This is a genomic window from Alishewanella sp. HL-SH06, assembly GCF_052656265.1.
In genome coordinates, this window is sequence record NZ_CP199752.1 from 3,021,081 (window position 1) to 3,047,740 (window position 26,660).

A 26,660-nucleotide genomic window follows, 5' to 3' on the forward strand; every position below is an offset into this window, starting at 1 on the left:
ATTATAAGCTCTTTAGCCATAGCGTGAGCTCTTGAAAATGCTCCGTTGCTGCAGCGGGATGCGTCAACATAGAAATATGATCATAGTTTTGCGAATAACCCTGCGTTTTCCCCAATAAACTGAATTTCGCTTCACGCTGAGCGCATTCTGCAATAAAAGCCTGTACATCCTTCGGGTGACCGAGCACACGATCATGCTCGGCGGCAAAATGCCAAATGGCTGGCCACATCGCTTGCTGACAAGCTTGCTGATAATCAAAACCATCCGTGCAATCTCTAAACGGAGCACCTTTGATCCAACGAATGGTATCCAACAAAAATTGTCGCGGCTCATCATCTGCCCCTAAACGCCAGCGTTTAGCAGGTAAATAACCAGGATGCCGACTTAACCAAGGGGCAAGACTATTCCATACCATATCGATTTTCAGCCATTTTGCTAACGATCGCACACTGATCACGCGTTTGGTGCCAAAACAAACCTTGGCTTTAACTTTCTGCAGTAAATGCGGATGACGTGCTAAACTTGCCGCCGCCAACACGCCGCCCCACGAATGACACATCAAGATTAAGGGCTGTTGATGTAAGTCGTAAAAATGCTCGATTAAGCGCGGAATATCATGACAAATTAATTGTTGCTGATTTTGCTGCAAACCATCAGCCAGCGAGGGTTGCGATAAACCACGACCAGCAAAATCGACGGCATAACCAATAAACCCCTGATCGGCTAAGAAGCTGGCAAGGCCTTTACCTGAATGGCTGTAAAAAATCCGCCCATTCTCAATTGCACCGTGCAAATACAACACCGGCGCAAGTGAACCGTGCAGCGGTGTTAATTGCCTAACATGCAGATGATAGTCTTTTAAATCAACAAACAACGAATGTTGTTGATGCTTCACGCGGGTTCAACCAAATACAATAGCTGCAATAAGCTGCCGGAAGTTATCGCCGCTTTGGCCGCCGCCTGCACCTTGGGTTTCGCATGAAACGCTACACCTAAGCCAGCTTGTTGCAACATGAATAAGTCATTAGCGCCATCTCCTATGGCGATGGTTTGAGCCAGTGGAATGCGATACTGCGCAGCTAACTCGCCGACAACAGCCGCTTTACGCTCTGCATCAACAATGGGTCCTAACACCTTACCCGTTAACTTACCCTCAACAATCTCTAATTGATTAGCAAAGGTTGCCGTTAAGCCCAGTTGCTGCTTTAGGGCATCAGTAAAATAGGTAAAACCGCCGGAGGCAATAGCCACCTGCCAATGATGACGCTGTAACGTTGCCACCAACTCGGTTAACCCTGGCATTAACGGCAACTTACCTAATACTTGCTGCAGCACTGATTCAGGCGCACCGGCTAATGCCGCCACCCGTTGTTGCAAGCTTTGAGCAAAATCCAGCTCACCGTTCATTGCTCTGGCAGTAACGGCGGCCACCTGTTCACCTACACCGGCTAACTTAGCAATCTCGTCGATACATTCAATTTCAATGGCCGTCGAGTCCATATCCATCAGTAATAAACCGGGCTGCGATAACGCTGGACGCGTTGCTAAAAATACCAGCTGGCAATCTAGCGCTGCTGCGATCTGGTTTAATCGCGCTTGTTCAGGTTGCGCCAGTGCGGGGCTTTGCAACAACAGGCCGGCCGGTAAGCTAGCAAGCGGTTGATTGACACTGACGGTTAGTAACATAGAAGGTAATGCCAGCGCAGCTAAAATCTGCTCAAGTTGACTCAAACTCTGCTCGCCACCAAAGTAAATTAATACTGGGCCACTGGCAGCGCTATCAGCCGTTGCCACACTCTGAATTTGCCCTGCTCGCCATTCTAAACACAACGGCTGCTGCGCTTCAGTTAACATCGACTTTAGCTCACGATTAAACGGAGCTAATACTTTAGAAAAATTCGACACGCTCTGCCCTATACTTAACTGAATGACCATGGCATGCTACAACACTTTAGGCAGCGACCTGCCGACGTCATTTAGCGATTAAAAATATGCAGCACCATAGCCTATCAGGTCATCGATATTCAAGCTTTATTACCTTATTACAACTGGCATTAGCCGTATTAGGTATTTGGTTTATTTTGCATAGCTGGGGCGCAGCACGCACTGAAGGTCAGCAACTGTTGATGCAACAAAATAAACTGCTGATGCGTGAAACCTTAATTGCCATGTCTTACACCGCCGGTTATTTATTAGAAAATGACGAATTGGAAGGCTTGTCGCAATTAACTCAACATATTGCTGAAAATCCGTTCTTACATGATGTCGTGGTTTATGATGCGAATGGCGTCAGGATCAGTTGGTCAGAAGCGAATTCTGCCGCACGCTTACTGTATCGCCCCGACCAGCCTTTAGCATTAATCCCGATGGTAGAAGAAATTCGAGTGAACAACGAATTGCTTGGCTATATCAAATTAAGTTTATTGCAGGATGAAAAGTTGTTTCCGGGCTATCATTCTTGGCAGCAGTTAATGCAACAAATCTTAGGTCTGCTGCTACTTACTGGCGCGGTGGGCATGTTACTGAAACGCAACGTTAGTCAGTTAAGTCAGCGCTATCGCAAACCACCTACTCCCCAAGCCTAATACTCATTACCTAAACCTTTTCGCCGGTTAACTCAGTCGCAAGACCTGACGACTATTTTGCCACAACGCCGCAGCGAGCTGCGGTGGGGATTCATCTCTTAATTGACATAAAGCGTCAAACACCTGTGCTAACTGCGCTGGCGTATTGACCTGCCCTTGAAAACCGCTTAGCGGCATAGCGGGTGCATCGGTCTCTAAAACTAAAGCCGACAGCGGTAATTTACTGACCGCATTCCGTGTTTTTTCCGCTCGGCTATAGGTAATAGTGCCACCGATACCTAATTTGAACCCCACATCGATAAAAGCGTGCGCTTGTTGCTGACTTCCTGAAAACGCATGCAAAATGCCGCCTTCACTAAACTGCTGACGTTTAATTTCCGCTAATAACGCTGGCTGACTTTTACGATGGTGCAAGATCACCGGTAATTTATGCCGTTTGGCTAACGCTAATTGTGCTGCAAACAATTGCTGCTGTATGACAAAACTGTCCGCATCTAACGCGAAATCAAGGCCAATTTCACCGATGGCCTGCACCGATACCTCTGGCTGTTGCAACTGCAACGCCAACAAATCAATATCCGCTAAGTGATGTTTAATGGCCCACCAAGGATGGATACCCAAAGCAAGATAAAATTGCGGGTTGGTTTGACACAGCTTCAGTAAATGCGGCCAATTTTCTTTGGCCACTGCTGGAATTAACAAGGCTTGCACCCCAGCTTGCTGTGCTAGGCGCCAATGCTCTGGCCATGCATGCCAGAGCTCGGGTAAGTCAAGATGACAATGGGTGTCGAATAGCGGGTAATGCATCGAGCGAGTTGTTATTTGGGGATTATTCACTCGCGCGAGTCCTTTTTTACTGCCGCGTTAAGGGCACAGCCGCTCAATTTGCCAGCCAAGATCCGTTTGCCGATACATAAAGCGATCATGTAAGCGATGCTCACCGCCTTGCCAAAATTCAATTTGATAAGGACGGACTAAAAAGCCGCCCCAAAAATCGGGTAACGACACATCACCATGCGAAAATTTCTCTTTGATTTCCGCAAATTTCTGCATCAGTGCCAAACGCGTTGACACCGGCCGACTTTGCTCAGATGCCCAAGCGGCCAACTGACTTTCTTTGGGTCGTGATAAGAAATACTTCATTACCTGACTGGTAGGCACGCGTTCTGCCGTGCCATAAACGATCACTTGGCGCTCGAGAGGATGCCACGGAAAATGTAAGCAAACTTTCGGATTAGCTGCTAACTCGGTAGCCTTACGGCTGCCAAGGTTAGTGTAAAAGGTAAAGCCGCTCGGGTTCAGATCTTTTAACAATACCAGCCGCTGTGACGGCTGGCCCTCAGCGTCGACGCTCGCTACACACATGGCGGTCGGATCGGGCAATTCTGCCGCCACCGCATCTTTTAACCATTGTTCAAATTGCACAATGGGATCGGCATCGAGCTGGTCGAGATCCAATTTATCTTTGGTGTAGCTACGGCGAATCGCGTCGATTTTCATGTTACATCCGTTCCATTACTTCAATACCCAGAAGGTCCAAGCCTTTGTGTAATAACTTGGCGCTAAAAATACTCAGCATTAAACGGCTGTCACGCGTTGCTGGTTCAACACCTTCTTTTAGAATAGGACAGGCTTCATAGAACGTCATGTATAAACTGGCCAGTTCATACAAGTAATTACACAGTAAATTCGGCTGAGCTTCCTTCATCACTTGCTGTAAGGTTTCTTCAAAACGCAATAATTTAACAGCTAACAATTTTTCCTGATCGGCGCCAATCACAATTTCAGCATGAAAATCAGCCGCAACCTCAGCTTTGCGTAAAATACTGCGTACCCGAGTATAGGCATATTGTAAGTAAGGTGCGGTAGCGCCTTCAAAGCTGAGCATTGCATCCCAGCTAAAAATATAGTCACTGGTACGGTTTTTCGATAAATCCGCATATTTTACCGCCCCAATGCCAACCTTACGGGCGATCTCAGCCATCTCAGTTGCTGATAAATCGGTCACTTTATCTTGCAATACCGCATTGGCGCGAACTACCGCTTCTTCCAGGAGTTCAGCCAGCTTTACTGTGCCGCCAGTACGCGTTTTAAAGGGTTTACCATCTTCACCCATCATGGTGCCGAACGGGCAGTGATCGTAGGCTGTGCGCTCAGCTAAATAACCGGCCTTGCGTGCCACTAATTCGACTTGTTTAAAGTGCAGAGCTTGCCGTGCATCCGTGAAGATAATAATGCGATCGGCGGCTAATTCGTGGCTGCGATACTGACACGCGGCTAAATCGGTGGTCGAATATAAGAAACCCCCACCGGTTTTTTGAATGATAAAAGGTGAAGGGGTACCCTCTTTATCGGCTAATTCTTGCAAAAACACCACCAAAGCACCTTGGCTTTCAACCGCGATATCTTTTGCGACTAACTCAGCAACAATCGGTTGTAACATGGCGTTGTAGGCGCTTTCAGGTTTGATATCGGCATTCGTCAGGGTGACATTCAGTTTCTGATAAACGTCGTTGCTGTGTTTAATCGAGGTATCAATAAACATCTGCCACAGTTTTTGGCAATGCGCATCACCGCTTTGTAGTTTTACCACGTAATCACGTGATTTATCCGCAAAACCGCTTTCATCATCAAAACGCTTTTTCGCTTCCCGATAGAAATCTTCAAGATCGGCTAAGGCGACCGTTTCTAAATCGACACCGGCGGCGATTTTGTCTTCTAAATGCGCTATCAGCATACCAAATTGCGTGCCCCAATCGCCCATATGGTTCTGTCGGATCACGGTGTCCCCCCAGAATTCAAGGGTTCGCACAACCGCATCACCAATAATGGTTGAACGTAAATGGCCAACGTGCATTTCTTTGGCTAAGTTAGGCGCAGAATAATCCACCACCACCGTTTGCGGTGTAGGATTCACCGCAACACCCAAACGGCTGTCGGTTGCTGCCATCGTTAATTGCGATGCTAGCCAGTTTTTATCCAACTTCACATTGATAAAACCAGGCCCTGCTATTTCAACGCTTTCGGCCATGTCGGCAAGATCGAGCAGCTCTAGTAACTGTTGCGCCAGCTGCCGCGGATTGGTTTTTAATAACTTGGCTGCCGCCATAGCGCCATTGATCTGATAATCACCAAATTCTGGCCGCGTGCTTTGCGTAACAGCCGCATTAACGTTATCGGTTAAGCCAAGCTGTTGAAAGGCGGCAAGGGTTTTCTCAGTTAAAAGGTGTTTAATATTCATACGGCAACCTGTTAATGCTCGCGGGTTTTAAGGAATTTAATTTTCGGATAACGTTCAATAGCGAGGTTTAAGTTAACCATCGTGGGTGCGATATAAGTCAGGTTATCGCCGCCATCTAAGGCCAAGTTATTACTGGCTTTATTCTGGAACTCTTGCAGTGTTTTAGCATCATCACAGTAAACCCAGCGCGCGGTACTCACATTCACACTCTCGTACAGCGCGTCAACGTTGTACTCTGATTTTAAGCGATGCACGACCACATCAAACTGCAGCACCCCGACAGCACCCACAATCAGGTCATTGTTATCCAGCGGACGAAACACTTGCACAGCGCCCTCTTCCGCTAACTGAACTAAGCCTTTCAACAACTGCTTTTGTTTCAGTGGGTCACGTAAGCGAATACGACGGAATAACTCCGGTGCAAAATTCGGAATACCGCTAAATTGCATATTTTCACCGGTGGTGAAAGTGTCACCAATTTTGATGGTGCCATGGTTATGCAAACCGATTATATCGCCTGGGTAAGCTTCTTCTAAATGCTCGCGATCACCGGCTAAAAAGGTTAACGCTTGCGGGATCAAAACGTCTTTACCAATGCGTACATGACGCACTTTCATGCCTTTTTCATACTTACCTGACACGATACGCATAAACGCAACACGGTCTCGATGCTTCGGATCCATGTTAGCTTGAATTTTAAAGACGAAGCCGCTAAAGCCGGTTTCCGTAGCTTGCACTGTACGCGTGTCTGTCGCTCGGGGTTGCGGCGTAGGCGCCCACTCGGTCAAGCCATCCAGCATATGATCCACACCGAAGTTACCTAGAGCCGTACCAAAGAACACCGGCGTCAGTTCGCCTTTCAAAAACAAGTCTTGATCAAACTCGTTACTCGCGCCTTGCACCAACTCCATTTCATCGCGCAATTGCTGTGCATAATAGCCAAGCCGTTTATCCAGTTCAGGATTGTTGAGGCCTTTGATCACGTCAACATCTTGAATAGTGTGCCCGAGGCCCGATTTATAGAAAATGACCTCGTCACGTAAGATGTGATACACGCCTTTAAATTCTTTACCTGAGGCAATCGGCCAAGTGATAGGTGCACAAGCAATCTTTAAAACGCTTTCAACTTCATCCAATAAATCAATCGGATCGCGAATATCCCGATCCATTTTGTTCATAAAAGTGACGATCGGCGTATCACGCAGGCGTGTCACTTCCATCAGTTTGATGGTGCGATCTTCAACCCCTTTAGCACCATCAATGACCATTAGACAGGAATCGACGGCGGTTAAGGTACGATAGGTATCTTCGGAGAAATCTTCGTGACCCGGCGTGTCTAGCAGGTTGACCAAACAATCATGATAAGGAAACTGCATGACGGAAGTTGTCACGGAAATACCGCGCTCTTTTTCCATCTCCATCCAGTCTGAAGTAGCAAACTGGCCCGATTTTTTACCCTTAACAGTACCGGCTTTTTGGATCAAGTGTCCGAACAACAACACTTTTTCAGTGATCGTCGTTTTACCGGCATCGGGGTGCGAGATGATAGCAAAGGTCCTTCGCTTATTGATTTCATTAAGAAAATCTTGGTTTGCCATGTATAAATTCTTTTAGTTTGTACACGGATTTGTACACACTTTTGGAAGTACTCTATTTTCAGTTCTTCGCTTGTCAAATCCGTCGTGTTAATCGTAATTGGCCGCTATTTTCGCTGATCTTGACTTTATAAACAATCAATGGTTATCTAATCGGTTACCATTTACTCTCAGCGTGCGCCAATGCTCAGTTGTAGCTGTTTGCAATCGTTGCTTCTTCAGCTCATGAACAACTGTGGCTAAACCACAAATTCCTTCGCTACCAGAAATCGATGATAGCTTGTCGTACTACACCGATGATGGTGCAGTTGCCGTTGATCGGTATTGCAGGGTATTGCGGGTTCAAAGGTTTTAGGTACTTCTGTTCACCATCAATAACTAACTGCTTAAAGGTTGCTTCTTTCGAATCATCCAAACGCGCAACAACCAATGAACCTGAAGAATAAGGTAACTCAGGATCAACAACGATCACTGCCCCCTCAGGTATGGATTTTTTTCCGCTTGGATTTTCCATACTGTCGCCTTTTACGCGAAGTGCGAAACAACCCTCATGTGCTTTCCCAGTGACTTCACGCCACTCCTCAGCATCTTCATGGGCAAATCCCTCCGCTATTTCAGTCCAATCACCGGCCTGAACCCAGTTAATGAGAGGAATTCTTCCCTTAATGTCAGGCCCGACTTCTACATTACCGACCCCCAAGCCAATCTCGCCATCACCTGTGGCGAGCCAATGAGCATTCACGCGAAGCGCCTCCGCGATCTGCATGGTGTAACGAGACCTAGCCGATTTACCAGAGCAAATCTGGCTGATCGACTGCTGTTTGATACCAATGCGACGAGCCAACTCAGACTGAGTCACCCCAGTAAGCTGCAAGGCATGGTTTAGTCGTTCGGATAAAGTTTTCATAAGCCCGTATTCTACAAATAAAACTGTAGCCTTTCAACAATTTTAACTGTTGACTAATCTACAGTTTAAACTGTAACATTCAATCTTGTAACAGTTATTATTGTAACAGGAGACGGTATGGAAGTGTTCAACACGACACAAAAACATCTCCGCCGTGCCATTGACTTGGTCGGCGGGCAATCAGCATTAGCACGAGCCATCAACTCAAAACAGCAAAACGTCTGGTTTTGGTTGAATAAATCAGGGCGTGTTCCCGCTGAATTCGTTTTACCCATCGAACAAGCTACGCAAGGACAGGTAACCCGATCTCAGTTAAGACCGGACATTTATCCCGAATGCCCAAGCGAGCTGAAAGCCAGTAACCAGTAGGATTAAGGGCAAATAATGGTCAGCATTTTACTTAAACACAAAAGCGAGTTCCTCCATGCGTGACTATGGCAAGGTCTATACCCGCTTTTGGCTAAAGCAAAACGTTTTGTCCTGGAGTGACTCAGCGAAGTTGCTAGGACTGTATTTGCTTACATGCCCACATTGTAATTTGCTTGGCTGCTTTCGACTGCCGATTGGTTACGTTGCTTCTGACTTGAACTGGGATGAGCAACAGGTTGCCAAGGCTCTAAAGGAGTTAGAACAAGATCAGTTCCTCATTCGTTGCGAGGAATCCGGTTGGACTTTGATTCGGAGCTTTCTGAAGCACAACCCAATCGAAAACCCGAACCAAGGTAAAGCAGCCTTTCGGTTGCTTAAAGATGTACCTGCCGACTTCATTGGTATGGCATCGCTTTTGAAATCTCTTGCCGCTTTTCAAGCTCGGCTACCAGAAGAATTTTCATCATTGTTTATGCCTGATGGCAACCCGGTAAGGGACTCTCAACGGTCGGATGACTCTGAGAGAAGCAATAAACCAACAGTTAAAACTGTTGACCACATACAGTTTGAAGACTTCTGGGATGTACAAATACGCAAAGAAAAAAAAGCGAAAGCCAAAGAAGAATGGCTACGCATGGGCCTCAATGAAGACCATGAACTCGCCTTGGAAGTGCTAACACGCTGGAAAGAGCAACGAGACAACCGATTGCAGTATCAAGATCGGACTAAGACCCCTATGCCACATAACTGGCTTTTAAACCGGCAATGGGAAGACGAGTACGTTCGCATTGATGAAGTACAGCAATCATCGACGAGCCTAAAGGGCAGCAATCACCAGTTGAACATTGAAGAAAGCAATCGCCGCATTGCTGAAAGCTGGGCCGGACCAGGTATTCGGGAGGTTCGTTCAAGTGCAGGAGGTTGATAAACGCGAGTTTGCTGAAGTTTGGGGAGCTGCTTGGGCCATGTATGGCAAAAGCGTATCACCACAATTGCTATCCATCGCATTTGAAGCCCTTCGTGCTTATAGCATTGAAGAAGTGCGAATCGGTCTGACTCGGCATATTCAATCACCGGATACTGGGCAATTTTTTCCAAAGCCCGCTGACGTCATCAAGCATATCGATGGCAACTCGGGTTCAAGAGCCATGGTTGCTTGGAACAAAGTTGACAAGGCTGTTCGTCAGGTTGGCGCTTGGACATCCGTGATGTTTGACGATGCGCTTATTCACCGCGTTATTTCAGACATGGGGGGATGGGTTGAACTCTGCAAGGTAGATGACAGGGAATACCCCTTTAAACAAAAAGAGTTTTTAACACGCTACCAGGCTTACTTGTTGCGGGACGAAGTGGGTGAATACCCAAGGCTATTACAAGGTATTGCAGACCATCAGAACCAGCAAAAAGGATTTGATATGCAAGCGCCGGTTGCCGTGGGCGACTGGTCAAAAGCAGCACAAGTTTATACAAGAGGCATCACCGACTTTAGCGCAGTGCCTTTGAAAAGAATAAGCCCGAAAGCCATTCAGGCGCTTCTCGGAAATCAATTAGAGGACAAAAATGAAAACGATTAAATCAAAAACCATTGCCCTAGTGATAGCCATGTCCGCAAGCACTTCAGTCTATGCGTTTCCGGGCTATCAGTGGGAAAAAGCAGCACAAAGCGTTGGTATTGATCCAGTCATGCTCTACGCCGTTGCCTTGGCTGAGTCGGCCTCACATCGTGGTCTCAACATGACCAGTCCATGGCCATACGCAATTCGAAATGGTTCAAACGCAACCTACGCCAAATCTAAGACAGAAGCAGAGAAACTGTTAAACCAAGCACTGCAAGAGACTGAAAAATATCAGCTCGATATTGGCCTTATGCAAATCAATTTGCATTGGCATGGGCATCGGGTGAGCTCAGCAGCGGAACTGCTAGACCCCATCACCAACCTTACGGTCGGCTCAAGTATTTTGGCCGAAGCAATCAAGTCTTCACCAAATGATTTAGAGCTTGGCATAGGCCGCTATCACAGTTGGAACGAAGAGCGTGCACGCTGGTATGGGCAAAGAGTGCTTTCTATCTATCGCAATATTTTACATGAACTGGAGGTCCGTCAATGACAACCAATCAACAAGACTTCTATCAATTAAATTTGGCGTACCTACACGCAGCACGAGAATTAGCGCGAATTGATCCGCAAGAGGCCGTCTTGCGCTTTGGACTTACACGCGACGTGGTTGATGCTTTGATTAATGCTGGTGTTGATGACCTGCAACGAGTGGCGACCTCATCATTCATGCTGTTTCAACCAAGGGGTAACCAAAGCCAACTGATTGAGATGGTGAAGAGCAAAGGCACAGGTATCCCAAGAATCGCTTATTTATTATCAACCCTAAACAACAAGGGGGATGCATGATTGATAACCTGTCCAAAAGTGAGCTATTTACCCGAGCCTCGCTGCTTATTAAATACGGATTTCGAACAACCATTATCGCGCTCGATACAGGTTTGCCAATCCACATTATCAGAAGGCTCCATAAAGAAGTGACTGGCAAGTCACCTTGTCCTGGTCAATTGCCAGAATCTGATGCCATCGTCAAAAGCAGAAGAGCATTAGTTGAAGGCTCCCTGCTTATGGCGCTTTATGTCAATATTGGTGGTGATAATGTCTACAAGCAATTAAATATCGATGCTTTGATGAAGGCTTACGATGCGTATTTGGTTGCAAGAGAAGAAGCAGATCTTCCAGCTGAGATCCCCTGGAAAAAACTGACCATCAATGAAGGTTGGGTTCTAGCTCGTGATTTAAGATCACAGCTTGCATCCTTACACCGGTGTCGATGCGGCAGTCTGTATTTGACGGTATCACAACAGCGCATTCAGCTTAAATGCCCTGTGTGTGAGATTATGGCCGAGCAAACCACTAGAGCACTTTTTGAGAACTAACATGCTGATGCATGATTTGATTGTGCACCGTCTGTGCACTTTGAGAGTACTAAGAAGATGACAAACTTACTTAAATCTTTACCAGCACGCTGCTGGTTTATATCACTGGGGCTTTTTCTGGCGACTTTGGCAGCGGCTCATTTTTTTCCATCAGAAATATTTACGGCATCTGCCAAGTTAGCGGCTTTGCCATTTCTGATTTGCACCATCGTTTTTTTCAGCTACTTGGGATTCAAAGCAACTGCTAGTCCTATCGGCCTTATAACCATCACCACTATGTGTTTAGCAATCGCATATTGGCAAGCGAGTTGGGCAATTTTATGTGTCGGTTTAGCTTTCTTAGGCTTAAGCGGACTAATCCATTTATTTCAAAGACAACTGAAAGATACCGGTCGAGAACTAAGCCTGAGCGAAAAAAAATATTGGTACTGGGTAAACGAATTTGCAGACGGTCGCTCATCTATCCTCCCCAAAAGGCCAAAAAAATAGCCAGCCCATCACAAGCTGGCTACCTTCTGTTTTTAGTTCCTTCCTGAAGCCTGGTTATAGGCCCTAATATCGATCAAGTTGTTCTGAGCATAATCTCCAGCAAGGGATGCATTTGAGATCACTGCAATCTGCTTATCCACAAATGCTTTATCTTCTTCGGACACACTGTCGGGGATGTAAGCACCGCTCTCATCTTTTTGACGATACTCATTTAGCATTTGCTCCCTTAGACCAAGCATTTCAGGCGACCAACTCGATGAGTCTTCAGAGTTGAAAACGCGCCCCGCCAAACCTTCATTGAAAGCTTGAGCGAACACTTGACTTTGAATCGGGGTCAATCCCATTCTCTGCCCTTCGCTGTATGCTTCCTGTTTAAAATCATCGGCATACTGTTCTAAGAACTCACCATATCGATTGTTAACTGCCGCACCGAATGCCCCAGCCAACATGGCTTCAGACTTAGTACCCCAGTTTACTTCGGAGGCATACTGCGAACTCGATCCACTGTATGCATCATTAAACGCCGTCAATGGGTTTTCCAAAGAGGTTCCGGCGTCAACGGCTGCTTTTAAGCCATCCCAGGTTGATTTACTGGCCACCGTTGCATTGTGCAAGAAACCTCGTGAGCTAGGGTCTTCAAGTGCTTGCTCCTTGTAACTCTCATAGTCTTCGCCAAAGTGATTCAAGGTATGCAGTGCTGCATCAGTATGCTTGCCACTGAAGTCACCAATAGCACTGGCGCTGTTGAAGAACATTTCAGCACCAGAAACTCCGCTATCATCAGCCATAATGCGAGATCGCCACTGAGAGCCAGCTTCACGGTTTAGTCCAGATTGATAGGTACTTGTGTCAGAAACTACGGCCTGTTGGGCTTGTTGTTGATGCGCATTTAGTTGTCCATCAACACCAGACAAATTAGTTTGGTAAGCTGATTGAGCTGCGTTGAACTGAGTTTGAACAGTTGCAGCATCCTCGTAGCCGCCCAATACACCCGATTCCACTTGGCTTTGAGTGCCACCAAAAGTAGGTGCAGTTGATGACAAGCCTTCATTAGAGCGTGGCTGAATAGATCGTAAATCGGCTCCGGTAGCCATGGCCATAACAGTCATTGCTGCTTGATAGTCATTGTCTCGTTCAGCGGACGTCGAGGAGTTGCTATAGGTTAAAGACTCCATAGCTGCGGCCACATACGCCTGATTATCATCAGGTAGCAAGCGCTGATACATTGGAAGGTTTTCACGTAATCGGTTACCTGCTTCAACATGCTGGTTCATATAGCGACCTAAATAATCCATGACTTCAGGATTATCCGCTGCTAATCGAGTTAACGTCGCACCATCCGTGTTCCTTTGTCCTGATAGACTGTAGCTGGCCTGATCAAGCTCACTAAAGCGGTTTGATGCCGTGATAACGTCTTGTGCTGAACTCTGAAGTGACTGATAGTCTTGATTAGACAACGACATCTCAACGCCAGAGCGTCTTGAATCTGAAAGGTCCTTAACCATTGCATCGCGATACTCAGCACGTCGTGAATCACTTGATGCCAAGCTTTGCATCTCCCCAGTGAGCGTATTTGCGGTCGTTGACCGAGAACTGCCCTCTGATGACTCAACTTGGCCACTAAAGTTACCACCTAAATCCAAGCCTGCTCGTAACCGTGATATTTTTGGCACTCTTGATGATTCAGGCTTATCCACTCCTGGTAGGTTGCCTTGTGGGGAGTCATTCCCTCCTGTACCAAGTAATCTTCCCAAGAACCCTTTATCTGCTACTTCTTTATCACCGGTATTTGTAATGGTTCCATCTCCACCGACCCTAAGGCCTCCCGATAACACGCCCGATACCAAGCCACGTACAGCGTCTTTTTTATCGTCTCCGAAACCATACCGTGTTTGCAGGTCATCAGTAACCTGATTAACAACGGCGCTAGATGCGGAATTAGAAGAACCGATCTGACGTCCAACCGAAGAAAGGTTGTCGTAACTTAGCTTTTCACCAAAAGTTCGACTCATGGTATTGCCAACTTGACGGCTAAAGGCTTGAGTTGCCTGAGTCATGGATTCTTTTGCAGAACCGACCATTGAACCCACCGCATTTCCGACAGAGAAACTGCTTAGTAAGTTTGACGCACCGGTCATTGCAGAACCTGTGAGGGCTGAATTTTGGAACATTGACTGTGATTGCATCACCGGGGCATTTTTCGCGACATCTGGACTTGCCATCTTTTCATCAATGGCATCACCGTTTTGAAGACGTCCAGCCAAGTGGGTAGCGGTTATTGCTGAGCCATACACGAGCATGAGCGAAATCGCCGGAACACTCGACGCCAACATGCCGCCAGTAGCTATCCAGGTTTGCAGCACTGAATCCATCTGCATCATCCCAGCAAAAGATGGCACTTCTGTACCTGCAAAGGCATCAAGAGCCGACATTTTCCCAGCAACGGTTAAATGGATATATAGGTTAATGATGGCCATGACAGGCATCCAAAGTTGAATCCAAAGCAGGATTAACAAGTACTTCCCGGCCATTCGCATCCCGATTTGGCCAAGGGCAATCACAAAGGCCATCAATGGGGTGATGGCGTAAATGAAACCCTCAAAAAACGTCATCATCGGACGAACGATACTTTGGAACAGGGTCTGCTCCGCCGCCCATTGTGTATTGCGCTGCTCAATCGCTTGGTTAACCATGACGGCTGCGGTGAAAGCTTGATCATCCATATACTTGCCCGTCACGCTTTGCTCATAAATAGGCAAAAGCACCGACGCGGTCATGTACTCTTGGGTGTTTACTGAAGCCAAACCAAGGTTATTCAGTGCATTTCGGATAACGTCATCAGTGTCCGTTGCAGACGAAGTCCCCAATGAGGCTGACAGAACCTGTTTAAGCCTTGGAATGAAGGTTGATTCTGTCATGAGTTTCAGCTGGCTATAGGCATCGGTGCAGTCCAGATCGCTACTGCTACCACTGAGCATGATGCGCGTGCCATAAATGCGCGAATCAAACCTAAGCGCAGTCATCGGGTTAGGATCACTCAGCACCTGATCGAGGTTCTTTTGGCCAATGTCGATACCAATCAAGGTGCACTCTTTGATGTAGTTAAACCACGATTGCTCTATGTCCGAACCGCCGACACGATTTGCATCACCCAACCCAGAGCGATCCATCACCTGTTTTCTCACTTTAATCAGTGACTGTAAACTGGATGCAAAGCCGTATTCCGTCATGGCGGGAGTTGAGAACGCCGTTTCAAACAATCGCGTGATTTGAAAGCCAACAGTTGAAATCGTACTACCTGCGGCAGCAACACCGATGGGCACATTATCAACCACTCGAACTTGCCCCGTGTACGCATCCTCAATGCTCACTCGGGTACTGGGTCCAAACATGGTTGCAAAGACTAGCCATGAGACTAAAACGTGTTGAAAGTTAATCCCACGACCACCTTGCATTAAGGCCTGAACAGAGACCATCAATACCCCAATGAGCAAGCCAATGCGAACCATTGAAGTAAAATCGCCTGTACCAGTGATCATCGCGACAGCGTTCAAGACCTGCTCTAAAAATGCCGAATCCCCGATGGAATAGATTTCCCACATTCTCTATTCCCCCAGCGCTGTAGATTTAACTGTGTAATAACGCTGTTTGCGAATGGTCTGAATCACTTGGTTAAAATGCGCCAGCAATTCTTGCTCTGAGCCGTATCTTCGCTGCAACGCAGCGTACTCCTCATTGATTTGGCGACGTGCACGTTCAAGGTCTTCCGTTAATAACTTCGCATAGGCATGATCTTCCACACCAGAGGTACTTCTAGCTGCATTGAGCATGTCTTCAACCAATGCTCGGGCCATCTCAACAGCAATAAATGGCGCAGCTCTTGAAGCAAACGACCTAGCAGCCCCTTCATTTAATGCAGAAAGTGTTCGAATCATGCCCCCAATGCTCGCAGGAGCCGAGGTCATAAAAGCCTTTTCGGTGGTGCTAGCAGCTCCTGTATTTCGAGCAAACTTAAAAATAATGCCGTTACTAGAACCTGTACCAAGAAGTAAATTTTCGACCTGAGTTGATAACCCGGTCAGGGTCACGTTAGTGATTGTCGGATTCAGACAGCCGTCTTGTATCAATGTGTCACATCGGTACATAGCGACGTTACCGCCATGAATTAGATGCTCAATAGTCACTTTATTGCCATTCAGTCTGGTCAGTTTTGGGGCTTTACCTTGGCCATCAGCGGCATTCGCTAAATCACCAACGATGATCGAGCCAGTCACTGACATAACCGCTTCAAGAAAACGGTCATCCCCCGATGCAAACCAGCTTGATGCCGAGTGACGTTTCAGTGCTCGCCAAACCAAGTTGCCTTTAATCGTTTTGTTCACATCAGATGCCGCGACACTTGAAGCGTTCTCATAAGGGTTCTTACCATTGGACTCACTCCAACTGGTAAAAACGTCTCCAGCCCCTTTAAGTGAGCTCAACATGCTGGCTTCTGTTTGCCCCTTTTTACCAAAAGCAGCCAAGGTATCGTTCACGACTCCCTGAGCCATTTGACAGGAATTGCCAAAATACTCGTTCAACTGCTGGATTTTCTTTTGCAGAGTCTCCATGTGCTGGGAACATTTCTCACACATAGCACTAAGCGCTAATTGGAATGCGTACCCCTTGGCATTTGCCGCTACAGAGCGAAGCAATTGAACGAACTGATCAGCATTAACAAATGACAAACTTCCAGCGAACATATCAATGCCGCCACAACCGGCTTGGAATGACGGTGGCACCATAGAGACGAGGTTCTCATTCATGATCCTGTTACGAACAACAACACTTCCTCCAGATATAACGCCACGTCGTTGACTCTCGAATACACCAGGCGCAGTGCTGTTGGTCATTGAACCAAACAACTGGTTCATCTCCTGTTGCAAACTTGCTTGGCTCATAGACGAAAAACCAATCGCACAGGCGATTAGCGAAACTTGAAATACTTTTTTCATCGTTTCAACCCTCCTTGTGCACGCAGATAGCGAACAAGGAACTCAGGGTCCTGTAATATCTTTTCGTTAAGCTCTTGAGCTGACATCGCGAGTGACACGCCGGGTTGAACAGGTCTGGTGGCATAGTAAGTTTGATCGTCAATCCAACCGGCTTGATGGGCTGCAAGAATGATTCGATTATTGAGCTCATCAAGGCTCATTGCGCCCTGGCCAATCGGAGTGATGACATTAGGCGGGTCTACTAAGAAGACCGCTGGAACAGTCGTAACGGACAACGATTGTGCTTGCCCTGAATCGACTTTGTAATTGGGAAACTCTCCACCGGGTAAAGGCAAGCCATCGACAGCAATAGCAAACACCTCGAAACCGTAGTTCAAAGCCATGGATTCGATGATAGGCGCTTGAGCATGGCAGTAAGGGCAATCCGAACGATAGAAGAAGAACAAGCCAGCCCGTTTTGCTACTTCACCTAAAGCAATATCTCGTTGAGAGCCAGCTTCTCGATCCATCCGATTGGCAGCATAGGTCGCCAAGGGTCTGCGACTGATTTCATCCAAAACAGGATCGCCCATGACCACCTGCTGACTAACATCAGCAAATAGTGAGCCCTTATCCATCATGACGCGCTGGAGATACAGATAGGCTCTGACGTTCTCATTCGTCGGCTCATCAATTGCCTTGTCCATGAACGACTGCATGTGCTCACGAAACCAGGCAGCACTGAAAGGCTTTAGCCCGCTCTGACTCGACTCTGCCGCACCAAATTCCGGCTTTATAAGCTCTTCATCCTCCGCTGGCTCAGGAATGACCTGATACCAAAACCAGCCTTCCTGACCACGCTGATAGAATGGCCCATCACTGGCATGGGCGGGCAAGATGAAAAGAAAGAAAATAATGATTGGGATGGTCACCCATAGGATGAACCAAGGTAAAAAAGGCGTTCTCATTGTCAGCTCCAGAAAATTTCATAGAGCTAACATGCTAAAGATCCCCGTAAGTCCGATTGGCCAGATAGATGAAGGAATTGTGAGTGTTTCTGACTAGCTGTTGTGACCAGTAAAAACAACAACGTTGATGAGTCAAATATATGATTTTTAGCTGTGAGCGATTAGCGGATGTTCGCTCAAACACGTTTTCGGACAATGGTGTTGTTAGAACGTCGCAGTATCAAATTGATTTCTGCTAAATATTTCAATGGGATAAAGGCCGCGATACACAGCAAATTTGGATCGCGGAGGCAAATTTGTCCGACAAACGCTAAGTAAAGCGCTATAAAGAAAAAGCCAAATCAGTTATTTTTCCTAATTTCAATTGCCTCTTCTACTGCATTAGCTAAGTGTTTGCTGATCCAATCATATTTCTCTTGGCTAGTTGACCCGGTAGGATTGTAGCACTTCACGATCGACGAAAGTTTTTTCCCTGTATTGCCATAGCCAATATAATCAAACGGATTGTCACCTTTCGATGAGGTGTTGCCACCACTATCTTTTAGACCATGGATATAAATCCCTACAACTCCTTTGCCATCATCCCAACCTTTAATGATCTCATGATTAATCCACTTTCTATCAGCGGTATCGCTGCCGACAAGAACTACGACGCAAGACTTTCCAGACATTTCAGCTGCAATCCATTTCTTAATAGCAGCATCCCCACCTTTTTTGACGGTTTCCCAATTATTATCTGATGTAGGCTTATTTCCATCGATTGTTCCGATATTTCGTACTGTTCCAGCGCGCCAGTTGTCAGGTAGGTAGTGAAAGCTGTAAAAGCAGTTACGTTTTGGCATGTTTAGCATCCTTATTTCAATGATTTTAGTAAGTCAATTATTCCACGCTGAATTGCGGCTAAGTCAGAATTTCCATCACAAATTTGATTTATGAATTTTATTTCATTTTCATTAAAAGCACCGCCATCAAAATATCCTTCATTCAATAGCTGGCAATAAATTTGTCTACTAGCGTATTCAGTTGCTCCTACTGGGATTAATAGAACCCCATTTGATTTTGCTATTTCGAATTCCTTGATTAATCCATCGGCAATAACTACCTCTCCATCTTTAAACTTATTACCAAATAGAAAAATTGCTATGCCAGAATATGAAATCATGTCTGTTCGGTAGTCATGCCAAACTTGCATAATTGGCCTAGCTCCGACTTCAGTCTGAGGGAATGGTCTAAGTATTAGTTGGTCAGAATCCAAACGACGCCCGCTCATGTAAATATGTTCTAACACTCCGGTAATAACAGAGCTACCAACACCTAAACCGAAACCAGATACAATTCTAAATCCTAAGCTTGAAATTTCTTTTGCTAAAGAATAAATAAACTTCTCCGCATCGGATGACTCCCACCTACCATATTCATACGCTGATCCAGAAATGAAAATAGTATTTCTCCTAAAGGCCCACTCTAACTGTCGTAGAATATCCGTTATTTCTGCATAGCTAGTTACCAATATTGTTTTTATTCCGAACCTAAGTAGGTCCTGTATAAATAGCTCTTGTTTTCTTTTTCTATATTCTGTATCAGCTTCAGGTTCGCCTTCCTTCCGTTCAACAATTTTTTGAATGCAATAATGCTGACGTTGATCCGTTGAATAAGAAACACGCACACGACTTAAAATGTAATCTAAATTTGGATCAGTAAAACTAAAACCTAAGAACAAAAATGTTTTTGATACAAGGTCACCGCTGAGTGCATTTATGAATGGCTGCATTTTGACGTGATATGACTCGTAATCATCTTTTGTTAGCACAGCTTCGTCGGGATGTTCAATGTCTCCATGCATTTTATAAACTACGGCGTCTCGGCCTCGTTTAGTAAAGCTCAACTGTTTAATTCGATATTTTGTATCAGGGATTTTTCCGGCTTCTGTCAATGAATTTTCTATGAGCTTGTCGTAATTTGTTGTCCAATATGTTGATATTGGAAGCCTTGCGAGAATCTGATGGTTCTCAGTGATGTTTGCGTTATCAGACAGCTCATTAATTAGTAACTGATTCAGTTTTCCACGATTAGCTAAGTTTGAATTACAGTGGTACTGGGCCAAAGCGACTAAATCATTTTCTTTTTCGATTTCAAGTTCAAGTTCTTCAGCAACTGGGCGGAGCAATTCGGACCAACTAACAAAACCAGCCGGAGCAGATAATCCCGCGCCAGCGAAAATAGCTAAATTTTCTTCAGTTAGATCTTTAAGTAGCTCTTTCACAAATCTTTGGCGCTGTTGATCAGTAGAAGGTTTCAATTCATAACTCCTTTGTTAATGAATGCGCATGAATTAGTTGGTCAGGTATTGCCTTTTACCCCCCCATTAATTTTCCTGTTCAAATATACTCGATGATCTTTGTTGGGACTTCGATCAGTAACCCATTTGGTGGTAAAAAAAGTTAAAACCAAACGGATGAAAATTGCTCATAAGTAATATTCAGAAATTCCGAATACTACATTAACTTACTTTTCTGCAAAAACCGTAACCAACGTTTTAATTGAACCAGCTGGAACCATAACAAAGTACATTTTGCTCCCCACATGCTGCCATAACTCGGCCTCTTGTACATATTTTTTTGCTTTTTGGATAGCGACACTTTCTGGTAGCTGGGCTTTAGTTAGCGCCGAGCATAGCAGCTTTGAACACAAAGCCTTCCAAGGATGCTTAGGTACACCGTCTGAAAGCCTTTCCACAAACCGTTCCAGTGCGTGACGAGTCACCACGACAGGTCCAATGTTCGGAACGTTGATGACCTCATCGATTTCTCTCACTGTAGCATTATCGACGCTGTATTCTTCGAAGGAATGTGAGAGCCAATCGTCCCGCTTCTCTACCGAGATCTGTGCTTCCTGGTATCGAGTGAGCAAAAACCTAGTCAGGCTGTAAAGTGAATGCTGAGTTGAGCGTTGTTTCTGTAACTTTTTGATGGCTCCTTTACTGACCCGGATTTGAAGGCCATTGCCGCTTCGGTTACTGCCCATAACCTCTTTCACTGACAGTAGGTGGTGAATTGCATAGAGCTCAGCTGCAATTGGCCTTTGCTGCTCAGCTAGCTTGTCGTATTGCTCACCTAAATCGACCCTTAGTTCGCCTCCTCTTCGAAGACCGGTCTTCCAGTAAACCGTAAACTCACCATCAATCTGCTTTGTTAACAGGGTTAATACCATCATGTTTGTTTCTCCTATTGGTTATCTATTTTTCATTCTCCATGTTTTTTCAAATATGCAAGGCGCAAAAAAAGGGGCCGAAGCCCCTTGGATCAGATATGAACTTTCGGAAAGCCCATGGCACCGTAAACATTCAGCACATCATTCCAATCCCAACTTTTCACGCCAAGTGACGTTGGTATCGGGGGGATCAACACTTGTGTCAGAATGCCTTTCTGCCAGGCTTTTTTCTTGAGTTCATTCGCTGCATTCAGGCCAGTCTCAGAGATATCGTGGTCTGCCCAGATGTACAGCATTTTCACATTACTTGGTGGTTCAAACCTAGCCAGTAGCGTTGCATTCACAACCGACCAACATGTCTGTCCCGTAGCTCTGGTAACCGCTAAAGCTGTTTCGATGCCTTCAGAAACACCTAGTACATCACCAGGCTCACCTATCGGAATGGCACCACCAGTGATTGTTCTGTCACTTGGTATCGGCATCATCTTTTTAGGCTTTTCGACCGGTGCTTTGAATCCATCTTCACTTAGGTAGATCCGATGGAACGTAGCCGAACGCCCTTGCTGAGTAACGATTTTACCTAGCAGAGCTGGGTAACTATCGATAAACAGACCATCTTCATCATGGTAAGGCAAGTTTGGATGAAACCTCAGCACCGAATCCCATTCAGGACGAAGCCGCGTAACAATGCCACGACGATGCAAGTAGTTCCAAACCGGTTGCGCACGAGTATCTGCAAGGGATAAGGTTTCTCCCCAGGTTTGATTCAAGCGATGGATAATCGCTTTATTCTCGTCCTGCTTTCTAGTCTTCCAGTTAACAGCGTTACTCGGTCTTACCCGAGTTGGTACTTGTCCGGGTTGAATACCCAGAACTTGGCCGATTGCTTCAATAGACTGAGCAAAGTTCCATCCATTAATCCAAGACAACAGTTCAAAGCCATCATGAAAGATACCGCAGGTGTTACAAACGCCACCTCCGGTATATTCAGCATCTTTGAATAGCCTAAAGCCATCACGACCGCCATGAACAGGACAAGCCACATGACGTCCTTTTCGAGCAATAGCGGCATCAAGTTCTGGCACCAATGCCGCCAAGACTTGAAGCCATTGGCCATTGAGATATGGCCTTACTGTGTCAATTTGTAAAGGTAACGCCATATAACCTCCTTAAGTAAAATGCCGACTCCTACCACAGGTGGTAAAAGTCAGCTTAAGACCTGCATTAGCCGTTTGGTTAATGCAGGAACGTTAGTCAAGCTGGATACCATGTCGTCTTAATAGCCACATGATGGAATCACGAAGCACATCAGGATCGACAACCGCAGCCATCGCGCAAACACGAAAGCAAAATGGCGCTATTTCGTCATTTTGAATCCACGACAACACATCCTTGCGCAACCGAGTACTGACACGACCGTCCAGCAACACACGGATCGCATCCAAAAGAATGCCTTCGCGTAACTGCCAGATTTCTGTGTCAGACCAAGTGACAGGGGCATCATCAAACTCAAATAGAAATTCGAGCTGTGCTGATGTGTGCTGATGGGACTGCTTTTGTGATGTAGGAGAATGGGCAATGCGCCCATTCATCAAAGATAACCGCGTTCGGCAAGCGAAACGCAGCCCTCGGATGCGACCACGACATGGTCAAGCGTTCGAATATCAACAAGTGACAAGGCGTCACGAAGTCGATGAGTTATGCGTTTATCAGCTTCACTGGGCTCAGGATCACCCGATGGATGGTTATGAACCAGTATCACTGCTGCCGCATTAAGCTCTAGCGCACGCTTTGTTACTTCCCTTGGATACACGCTCGCCGCATCTAAAGTGCCTTTGAACAGCTCTTCAAATCGAATAACGCGATGCTTTGTATCAAGAAACAGCACGCCAAAGACTTCGTGCTCATACTCGTGCATCAGTGTTTGCAGGTATGAGAACGCCGACGATGGCTGTTCAATTTTACGACCTTTACTCAATCGACCACGAGCAAGCTTGAGCGCCATATCTAATATATCCGCTTCAGTCACCTGCTCAGGAACGATGTAAGTACCGGCTTCTTCGCCAGCTAAGAACTTTCTGTTTTTCATAGGAGTCTCCAAAAAAAAACGGAGACGAACCCATGCCCTGACGGGGACGGAATCGTCCCCGCAGGGTGGTAAAGTTGATGTGGTTACTGAACTAACAGTTGTTGTGTTACTTCGAATAACTCACGCTTCAGATCTTTGACGTCGTTAATCACGATGCTTTGAGGAAAGAATTTCTCAACACTGCGTGTTTGAATCCCGATCCCCAGCAGCTCAAAGCCACTTCGTCTGCAACGGTCAACAATGTCATGCGTAGCAGCCCAGTCATCTGGGTCACCATCGGTTAGCACTATCATTAGCTTTCGCTTCTGTTTTTGTGCCAACAAACTGTTTGCCGCAAACCACATAGCTTGTGCCATAGGCGTACAACCTCGTGGTTTTTGGTCAAAACAGGCGGCCCGATGTCGAACCGATTGCTTGGGCAATAACGCGATAGATACTTCCTTATGAATACCAGGAAAATAACTGACCGCAGGTACAACACCCGGTATACCTTCCAATGCCATAGCCAAAGCCAAAGCAGCTTCATTGGCAACATGAAAGTACTTGCGATTACCTTCGCCAATGGGTTTACCCATTGAGCCCGATATATCGACAAGCAAGTGCACAGCAGCATTGGGCGCAATGCGCGGCTGTCTTTGAATAAACAATCTCGACTCACCTGCTTGGGAAGCGGCAAGACGATGGGTTGCAACTCGAAGACCGTGCCGTTTGGCATGATTCCGATTGTCCTGACTGGACTGAACCATACCTCTAAGTCGGGCTCGAATTTGAGCCGACTCAGACGCCGATAAGGTCAAGATGGCTTCATCACCCAACATAGCTTGCTCTGCTTGGGGCAAACTGAGTGGAGTGACGCCCTGATGTCCTTCAGCTTGTTCCGACAACACTTCTGCCACTTGTGCAAAGGTATCGGGTTCAAACTGAGCGGCACTGGCCTCTAAGGCTTGTCGCAAATTGTCAGCTTGATCAGAGTTATCTGAATCACCCGTTTCAGCAAAATCCCCCGTTGCAGACGAATCTGTTTCTGGGGTTTGACTATCACTACTGTTATTGCTGTCATTACTCGCATCTTGCCCAGTGTCATTACCGCTATCAGCATCCGACTCATCCTGTGGTGGACGAGATTCTTCTTCCAACATGGCAACGATGGCATCGACAAGTTTTAGCACTTCACCTGTAGATGCCAGGCTAGGCACTGCTGTCAGCATGGCGCTTAACCGGCTCATCGCTGCGGCAGGAAAGAGTTGTCTCACTCTTTCATCGACTGCTTGATACAAAGGCGTCAGCGCTTTCTGGCCCAGAAAATGGCATCTCAAGCGGAACAACAACCATGCTTGCAAGTTAGATGCAGGCTCAAGCTGTTCAGGTACACACATTTGCTGTGTGTCCACCATGTACTCAATCACTTGCGAAATACTGCGCCGGGTTCCGGGATAATCCTTTGCCAATTCGTTTTCAATGCGAACGTCCTCAATGATATTGAGAAGTGCCTTACGGATCGGTTTGGACGACGCCTTCTGCACCATGTCAAAATTAGTATGGCGAATATGCGCCGCTTCATGAGCCAGATAACCCCAAGCTATCTGTTGATAGTGTGGGTCGTCTGGGTTTGCTGTTGGGATCACAATCCGCTCACCATCGGTAAACGCATCTTGTCCTTGAATAAGCACCTTCACACCAAACTTTTCGCCATAAGCTGCGGCTACGATTGGCAGTGCGTTTTTTAATGGATGATTCATGGGAGTCTCCTAATCATTAGGGGGAATACTCCCTCAGCGGGAGCGTTTCCCCGCTGGGAATGTGAGTGTTTAAACCTGTGCTTTTAGCTTATCCAGGTCGTATTTTTGACCTAACCAAGCCACCAATTGAGCTGGACTCTCGTGCTGCTCAAATGACGTTTTAAGCTGGTCTAAACTCAGGATGTCATCCAATGTCAGACCGTACTGGTCTTGTAACTGAGTAGACACCTCGTGTTGATATTGCAGCCAGGCCCGCTCATAAGCGGTTTGCTGCAATACCATGTTTGGAACAAATACCATGGCCGTTACCCAAGCTCCATGTGCGTCCGCATCTGCGATCAGCACAGGGTTCTTGGGGATCACGACACTATGTGTTGAGTACGACCGTTGTACTAAAGTTCGACAACACGCCACTTCTGGTATCGATTCACTTTCAACAGCATCAGTCACACCACGAAAATGTGCTTCAAACTGGTTCAGTTGGCTGGGGTTATGGATGGTTGATTGCATAATTTCCTCTTACATAGTTCAGAGGACATGCGCCCTTCAGGGCAACATGCCCTCAAGGACGTTAGAAATAAAATGAGTTTGGTACAGTCGAACCAAGGTTTGGTCTGACGGTTGGTTGTGGTATTGCACGTAAGTTATCTGCCTGAGCAGATACTGGCTGTGCGGGTTTAGGTTCAGGTTTGGGCATCAGTTGTCTGATATCCAATTGACCTTCACCGTGCATTCTCATCTTGTCTGGATCAGACAAAATTAAAATGGTCGCCATCAGTTCGTGATAGAGATTGTCTGTCACAGGGCCAGTCTTCGGCAGACGAACAAATAAATTGTCCATCGCTTCAACCATCGGCTGAACTCGATGATCCAAGAATGACAAACCATCCAACTTGTCTCTTAACCGCTTCAGAGGATTAAGGGCACGCTGACTGATTTGATTCTTTCCTGCAACGGAACGCTCAAACAGTTCATTAGCATCACGAGCCACCTCCCTAAAGAGGGTGTGTCCCATGCCATTGACCTTGTCATCTAAGCCACCAGCTTGTTCAGCCGGTTGCATTCGATAGATGGCATAATCGAACTGAAGCCGTTGTTCCACGTCTTCGATGGGTGACAGCGCACGCCGGATTGCATCTGCAAATTCCGGGTGTTTTGCAACCCAGTCAAACGTCACCTGATCATAGTTGTCCAAGAACAACTGCTTGCACTGCGCAAACTCCTGGCCGATCCGGTCAAGCTCTGGAACAATCTGATCAATTCGGTCTTCAGGGACGGCATAGCCACCTAAAAACCGCACACCGACTTGCTCACACAAGCGTTGCGCTTCTTTCTTAAGCCTTTCAAAGTTCGCCAATGCCTCAGGGTCGCAAATTTTTTTACTCCCTAAGCTGGCAACATCCTTCGGTGGAAGTTGGCTGCCATTGGCTAGTCTGAAATCTTCAGGCCTTAGTTTTTTTCTACCGCTCCAGATGGAACAGTCGATGTGACAAATCAAGAGTTTGTCGAGGGTTTGAATACTCATAGTGCATCCTCATGCGAGATGGGGACGCACCACTC

General features: G+C 46.4%; 27 protein-coding genes. 8 read left to right on the forward strand and 19 right to left on the reverse strand.

The features are described from left to right. Position 1 precedes the first annotated feature (1 nt). Positions 2-895 (reverse strand): alpha/beta fold hydrolase, encoded by an 894-nt coding sequence (locus ACUJFK_RS14025; protein ID WP_445425260.1) that lies wholly within the window; start codon positions 893-895, stop codon positions 2-4. Further along, the gene (gene serB / locus ACUJFK_RS14030) at positions 892-1,905 is read right to left on the reverse strand and encodes a phosphoserine phosphatase SerB (protein WP_445425261.1); all 1,014 of its coding nucleotides are present in this window, start codon (positions 1,903-1,905) and stop codon (positions 892-894) included. Before serB ends, ACUJFK_RS14025 begins: the two co-directional genes overlap by 4 nt. An 86-nt stretch (positions 1,906-1,991) precedes the next feature. On the opposite strand from serB, the gene ACUJFK_RS14035 reads away from it, so the two are divergent. Further along, positions 1,992-2,585, forward strand: a complete 594-nt coding sequence (locus tag ACUJFK_RS14035) for an AhpA/YtjB family protein (protein ID WP_306178850.1) — start codon at positions 1,992-1,994, stop codon at positions 2,583-2,585. 27 nt (positions 2,586-2,612) lie between these two features. Here the strand turns inward: ACUJFK_RS14035 and ACUJFK_RS14040 are convergent, their stop codons facing one another. The 5 genes from ACUJFK_RS14040 to ACUJFK_RS14060 form a co-directional block, all read right to left on the reverse strand. Beyond that, positions 2,613-3,422 (reverse strand): TatD family hydrolase, encoded by an 810-nt coding sequence (locus ACUJFK_RS14040; protein WP_445425262.1) that lies wholly within the window; start codon positions 3,420-3,422, stop codon positions 2,613-2,615. A 27-nt stretch (positions 3,423-3,449) separates the two neighbouring features. Beyond that, positions 3,450-4,085: a pyridoxamine 5'-phosphate oxidase gene (gene pdxH / locus ACUJFK_RS14045; RefSeq protein WP_226751999.1), complete on the reverse strand. Its 636-nt coding sequence runs from the start codon at positions 4,083-4,085 to the stop codon at positions 3,450-3,452. A gap of 1 nt (position 4,086) precedes the next feature. Continuing rightward, positions 4,087-5,826, reverse strand: a complete 1,740-nt coding sequence (gene argS, locus ACUJFK_RS14050; protein ID WP_445425263.1) for an arginine--tRNA ligase — start codon at positions 5,824-5,826, stop codon at positions 4,087-4,089. 11 nt (positions 5,827-5,837) lie between these two features. After that, entirely contained in the window at positions 5,838-7,424 is a 1,587-nt protein-coding gene (prfC, locus tag ACUJFK_RS14055) for a peptide chain release factor 3 (protein ID WP_445425264.1), read from the reverse strand. Between the two features lie 256 nt (positions 7,425-7,680). Beyond that, entirely contained in the window at positions 7,681-8,328 is a 648-nt protein-coding gene (locus tag ACUJFK_RS14060; RefSeq protein ID WP_000854920.1) for a LexA family protein, read from the reverse strand. A 117-nt stretch (positions 8,329-8,445) separates the two neighbouring features. On the opposite strand from ACUJFK_RS14060, the gene ACUJFK_RS14065 reads away from it, so the two are divergent. The 7 genes from ACUJFK_RS14065 to eexR are packed head-to-tail and all read left to right on the forward strand — an operon-like array spanning position 8,446 to position 12,121. Then, entirely contained in the window at positions 8,446-8,697 is a 252-nt protein-coding gene (locus tag ACUJFK_RS14065; protein WP_000451746.1) for a helix-turn-helix domain-containing protein, read from the forward strand. Positions 8,698-8,752: 55 nt separating this feature from the next. After that, the gene (locus ACUJFK_RS14070) at positions 8,753-9,622 is read left to right on the forward strand and encodes a hypothetical protein (RefSeq protein WP_025515463.1); all 870 of its coding nucleotides are present in this window, start codon (positions 8,753-8,755) and stop codon (positions 9,620-9,622) included. Next, positions 9,609-10,271: a DUF6475 domain-containing protein gene (locus ACUJFK_RS14075; RefSeq protein WP_032081042.1), complete on the forward strand. Its 663-nt coding sequence runs from the start codon at positions 9,609-9,611 to the stop codon at positions 10,269-10,271. Before ACUJFK_RS14070 ends, ACUJFK_RS14075 begins: the two co-directional genes overlap by 14 nt. Then, the gene (locus tag ACUJFK_RS14080) at positions 10,258-10,806 is read left to right on the forward strand and encodes a lytic transglycosylase domain-containing protein (protein ID WP_004249402.1); all 549 of its coding nucleotides are present in this window, start codon (positions 10,258-10,260) and stop codon (positions 10,804-10,806) included. The genes ACUJFK_RS14075 and ACUJFK_RS14080 overlap by 14 nt, the downstream gene beginning before the upstream one ends. Beyond that, positions 10,803-11,102 (forward strand): flagellar transcriptional regulator FlhD, encoded by a 300-nt coding sequence (locus ACUJFK_RS14085; protein WP_000210563.1) that lies wholly within the window; start codon positions 10,803-10,805, stop codon positions 11,100-11,102. The genes ACUJFK_RS14080 and ACUJFK_RS14085 overlap by 4 nt, the downstream gene beginning before the upstream one ends. Continuing rightward, complete coding sequence (locus tag ACUJFK_RS14090; RefSeq protein ID WP_000566753.1) at positions 11,099-11,632, forward strand: FlhC family transcriptional regulator; 534 nt, start codon at positions 11,099-11,101, stop codon at positions 11,630-11,632. The genes ACUJFK_RS14085 and ACUJFK_RS14090 overlap by 4 nt, the downstream gene beginning before the upstream one ends. Before the next feature lie 57 nt (positions 11,633-11,689). Beyond that, positions 11,690-12,121, forward strand: a complete 432-nt coding sequence (eexR, locus tag ACUJFK_RS14095) for an entry exclusion protein EexR (protein ID WP_000183214.1) — start codon at positions 11,690-11,692, stop codon at positions 12,119-12,121. A 32-nt stretch (positions 12,122-12,153) separates the two neighbouring features. Here the strand turns inward: eexR and ACUJFK_RS14100 are convergent, their stop codons facing one another. From ACUJFK_RS14100 to ACUJFK_RS14155, 12 genes are all read right to left on the reverse strand, one after another. Next, positions 12,154-15,723 carry a conjugal transfer protein TraG N-terminal domain-containing protein gene (locus ACUJFK_RS14100; RefSeq protein ID WP_445425265.1) on the reverse strand — a complete coding sequence of 1,190 codons (3,570 nt, stop codon included), beginning with the start codon at positions 15,721-15,723 and terminating at the stop codon, positions 12,154-12,156. 3 nt (positions 15,724-15,726) lie between these two features. Beyond that, positions 15,727-17,115, reverse strand: coding sequence for a conjugal transfer protein TraH (locus tag ACUJFK_RS14105; RefSeq protein WP_445425266.1), 1,389 nt, complete (start codon positions 17,113-17,115; stop codon positions 15,727-15,729). Further along, a complete protein-coding gene (locus ACUJFK_RS14110) occupies positions 17,112-18,062 on the reverse strand; it encodes a thioredoxin family protein (protein ID WP_445425267.1) in 951 nt (316 codons plus the stop codon). The genes ACUJFK_RS14105 and ACUJFK_RS14110 overlap by 4 nt, the downstream gene beginning before the upstream one ends. Before the next feature lie 341 nt (positions 18,063-18,403). Further along, positions 18,404-18,904: a TIR domain-containing protein gene (locus tag ACUJFK_RS14115; RefSeq protein WP_419422186.1), complete on the reverse strand. Its 501-nt coding sequence runs from the start codon at positions 18,902-18,904 to the stop codon at positions 18,404-18,406. Between the two features lie 11 nt (positions 18,905-18,915). Continuing rightward, entirely contained in the window at positions 18,916-20,361 is a 1,446-nt protein-coding gene (locus ACUJFK_RS14120) for an SIR2 family protein (protein ID WP_445425268.1), read from the reverse strand. A 206-nt stretch (positions 20,362-20,567) separates the two neighbouring features. Then, positions 20,568-21,275 carry a hypothetical protein gene (locus tag ACUJFK_RS14125; RefSeq protein ID WP_434566187.1) on the reverse strand — a complete coding sequence of 236 codons (708 nt, stop codon included), beginning with the start codon at positions 21,273-21,275 and terminating at the stop codon, positions 20,568-20,570. 89 nt (positions 21,276-21,364) lie between these two features. Then, entirely contained in the window at positions 21,365-22,432 is a 1,068-nt protein-coding gene (locus ACUJFK_RS14130) for a DUF7146 domain-containing protein (protein ID WP_445425269.1), read from the reverse strand. A 90-nt stretch (positions 22,433-22,522) separates the two neighbouring features. After that, positions 22,523-22,864, reverse strand: coding sequence for a hypothetical protein (locus ACUJFK_RS14135; protein WP_048608506.1), 342 nt, complete (start codon positions 22,862-22,864; stop codon positions 22,523-22,525). Next, the gene (gene radC / locus ACUJFK_RS14140; protein ID WP_000797298.1) at positions 22,864-23,361 is read right to left on the reverse strand and encodes a RadC family protein; all 498 of its coding nucleotides are present in this window, start codon (positions 23,359-23,361) and stop codon (positions 22,864-22,866) included. The genes ACUJFK_RS14135 and radC overlap by 1 nt, the downstream gene beginning before the upstream one ends. An 83-nt stretch (positions 23,362-23,444) precedes the next feature. Further along, on the reverse strand, positions 23,445-25,100 hold the full coding sequence (locus ACUJFK_RS14145) for a VWA domain-containing protein (protein ID WP_434566189.1): 1,656 nt from the start codon (positions 25,098-25,100) through the stop codon (positions 23,445-23,447). Positions 25,101-25,169: 69 nt separating this feature from the next. Further along, on the reverse strand, positions 25,170-25,610 hold the full coding sequence (locus ACUJFK_RS14150; protein WP_193280741.1) for a hypothetical protein: 441 nt from the start codon (positions 25,608-25,610) through the stop codon (positions 25,170-25,172). Positions 25,611-25,671: 61 nt separating this feature from the next. After that, on the reverse strand, positions 25,672-26,625 hold the full coding sequence (locus tag ACUJFK_RS14155; protein WP_000027441.1) for a DUF3150 domain-containing protein: 954 nt from the start codon (positions 26,623-26,625) through the stop codon (positions 25,672-25,674). Between the last annotated feature and the right edge of the window lie 35 nt (positions 26,626-26,660).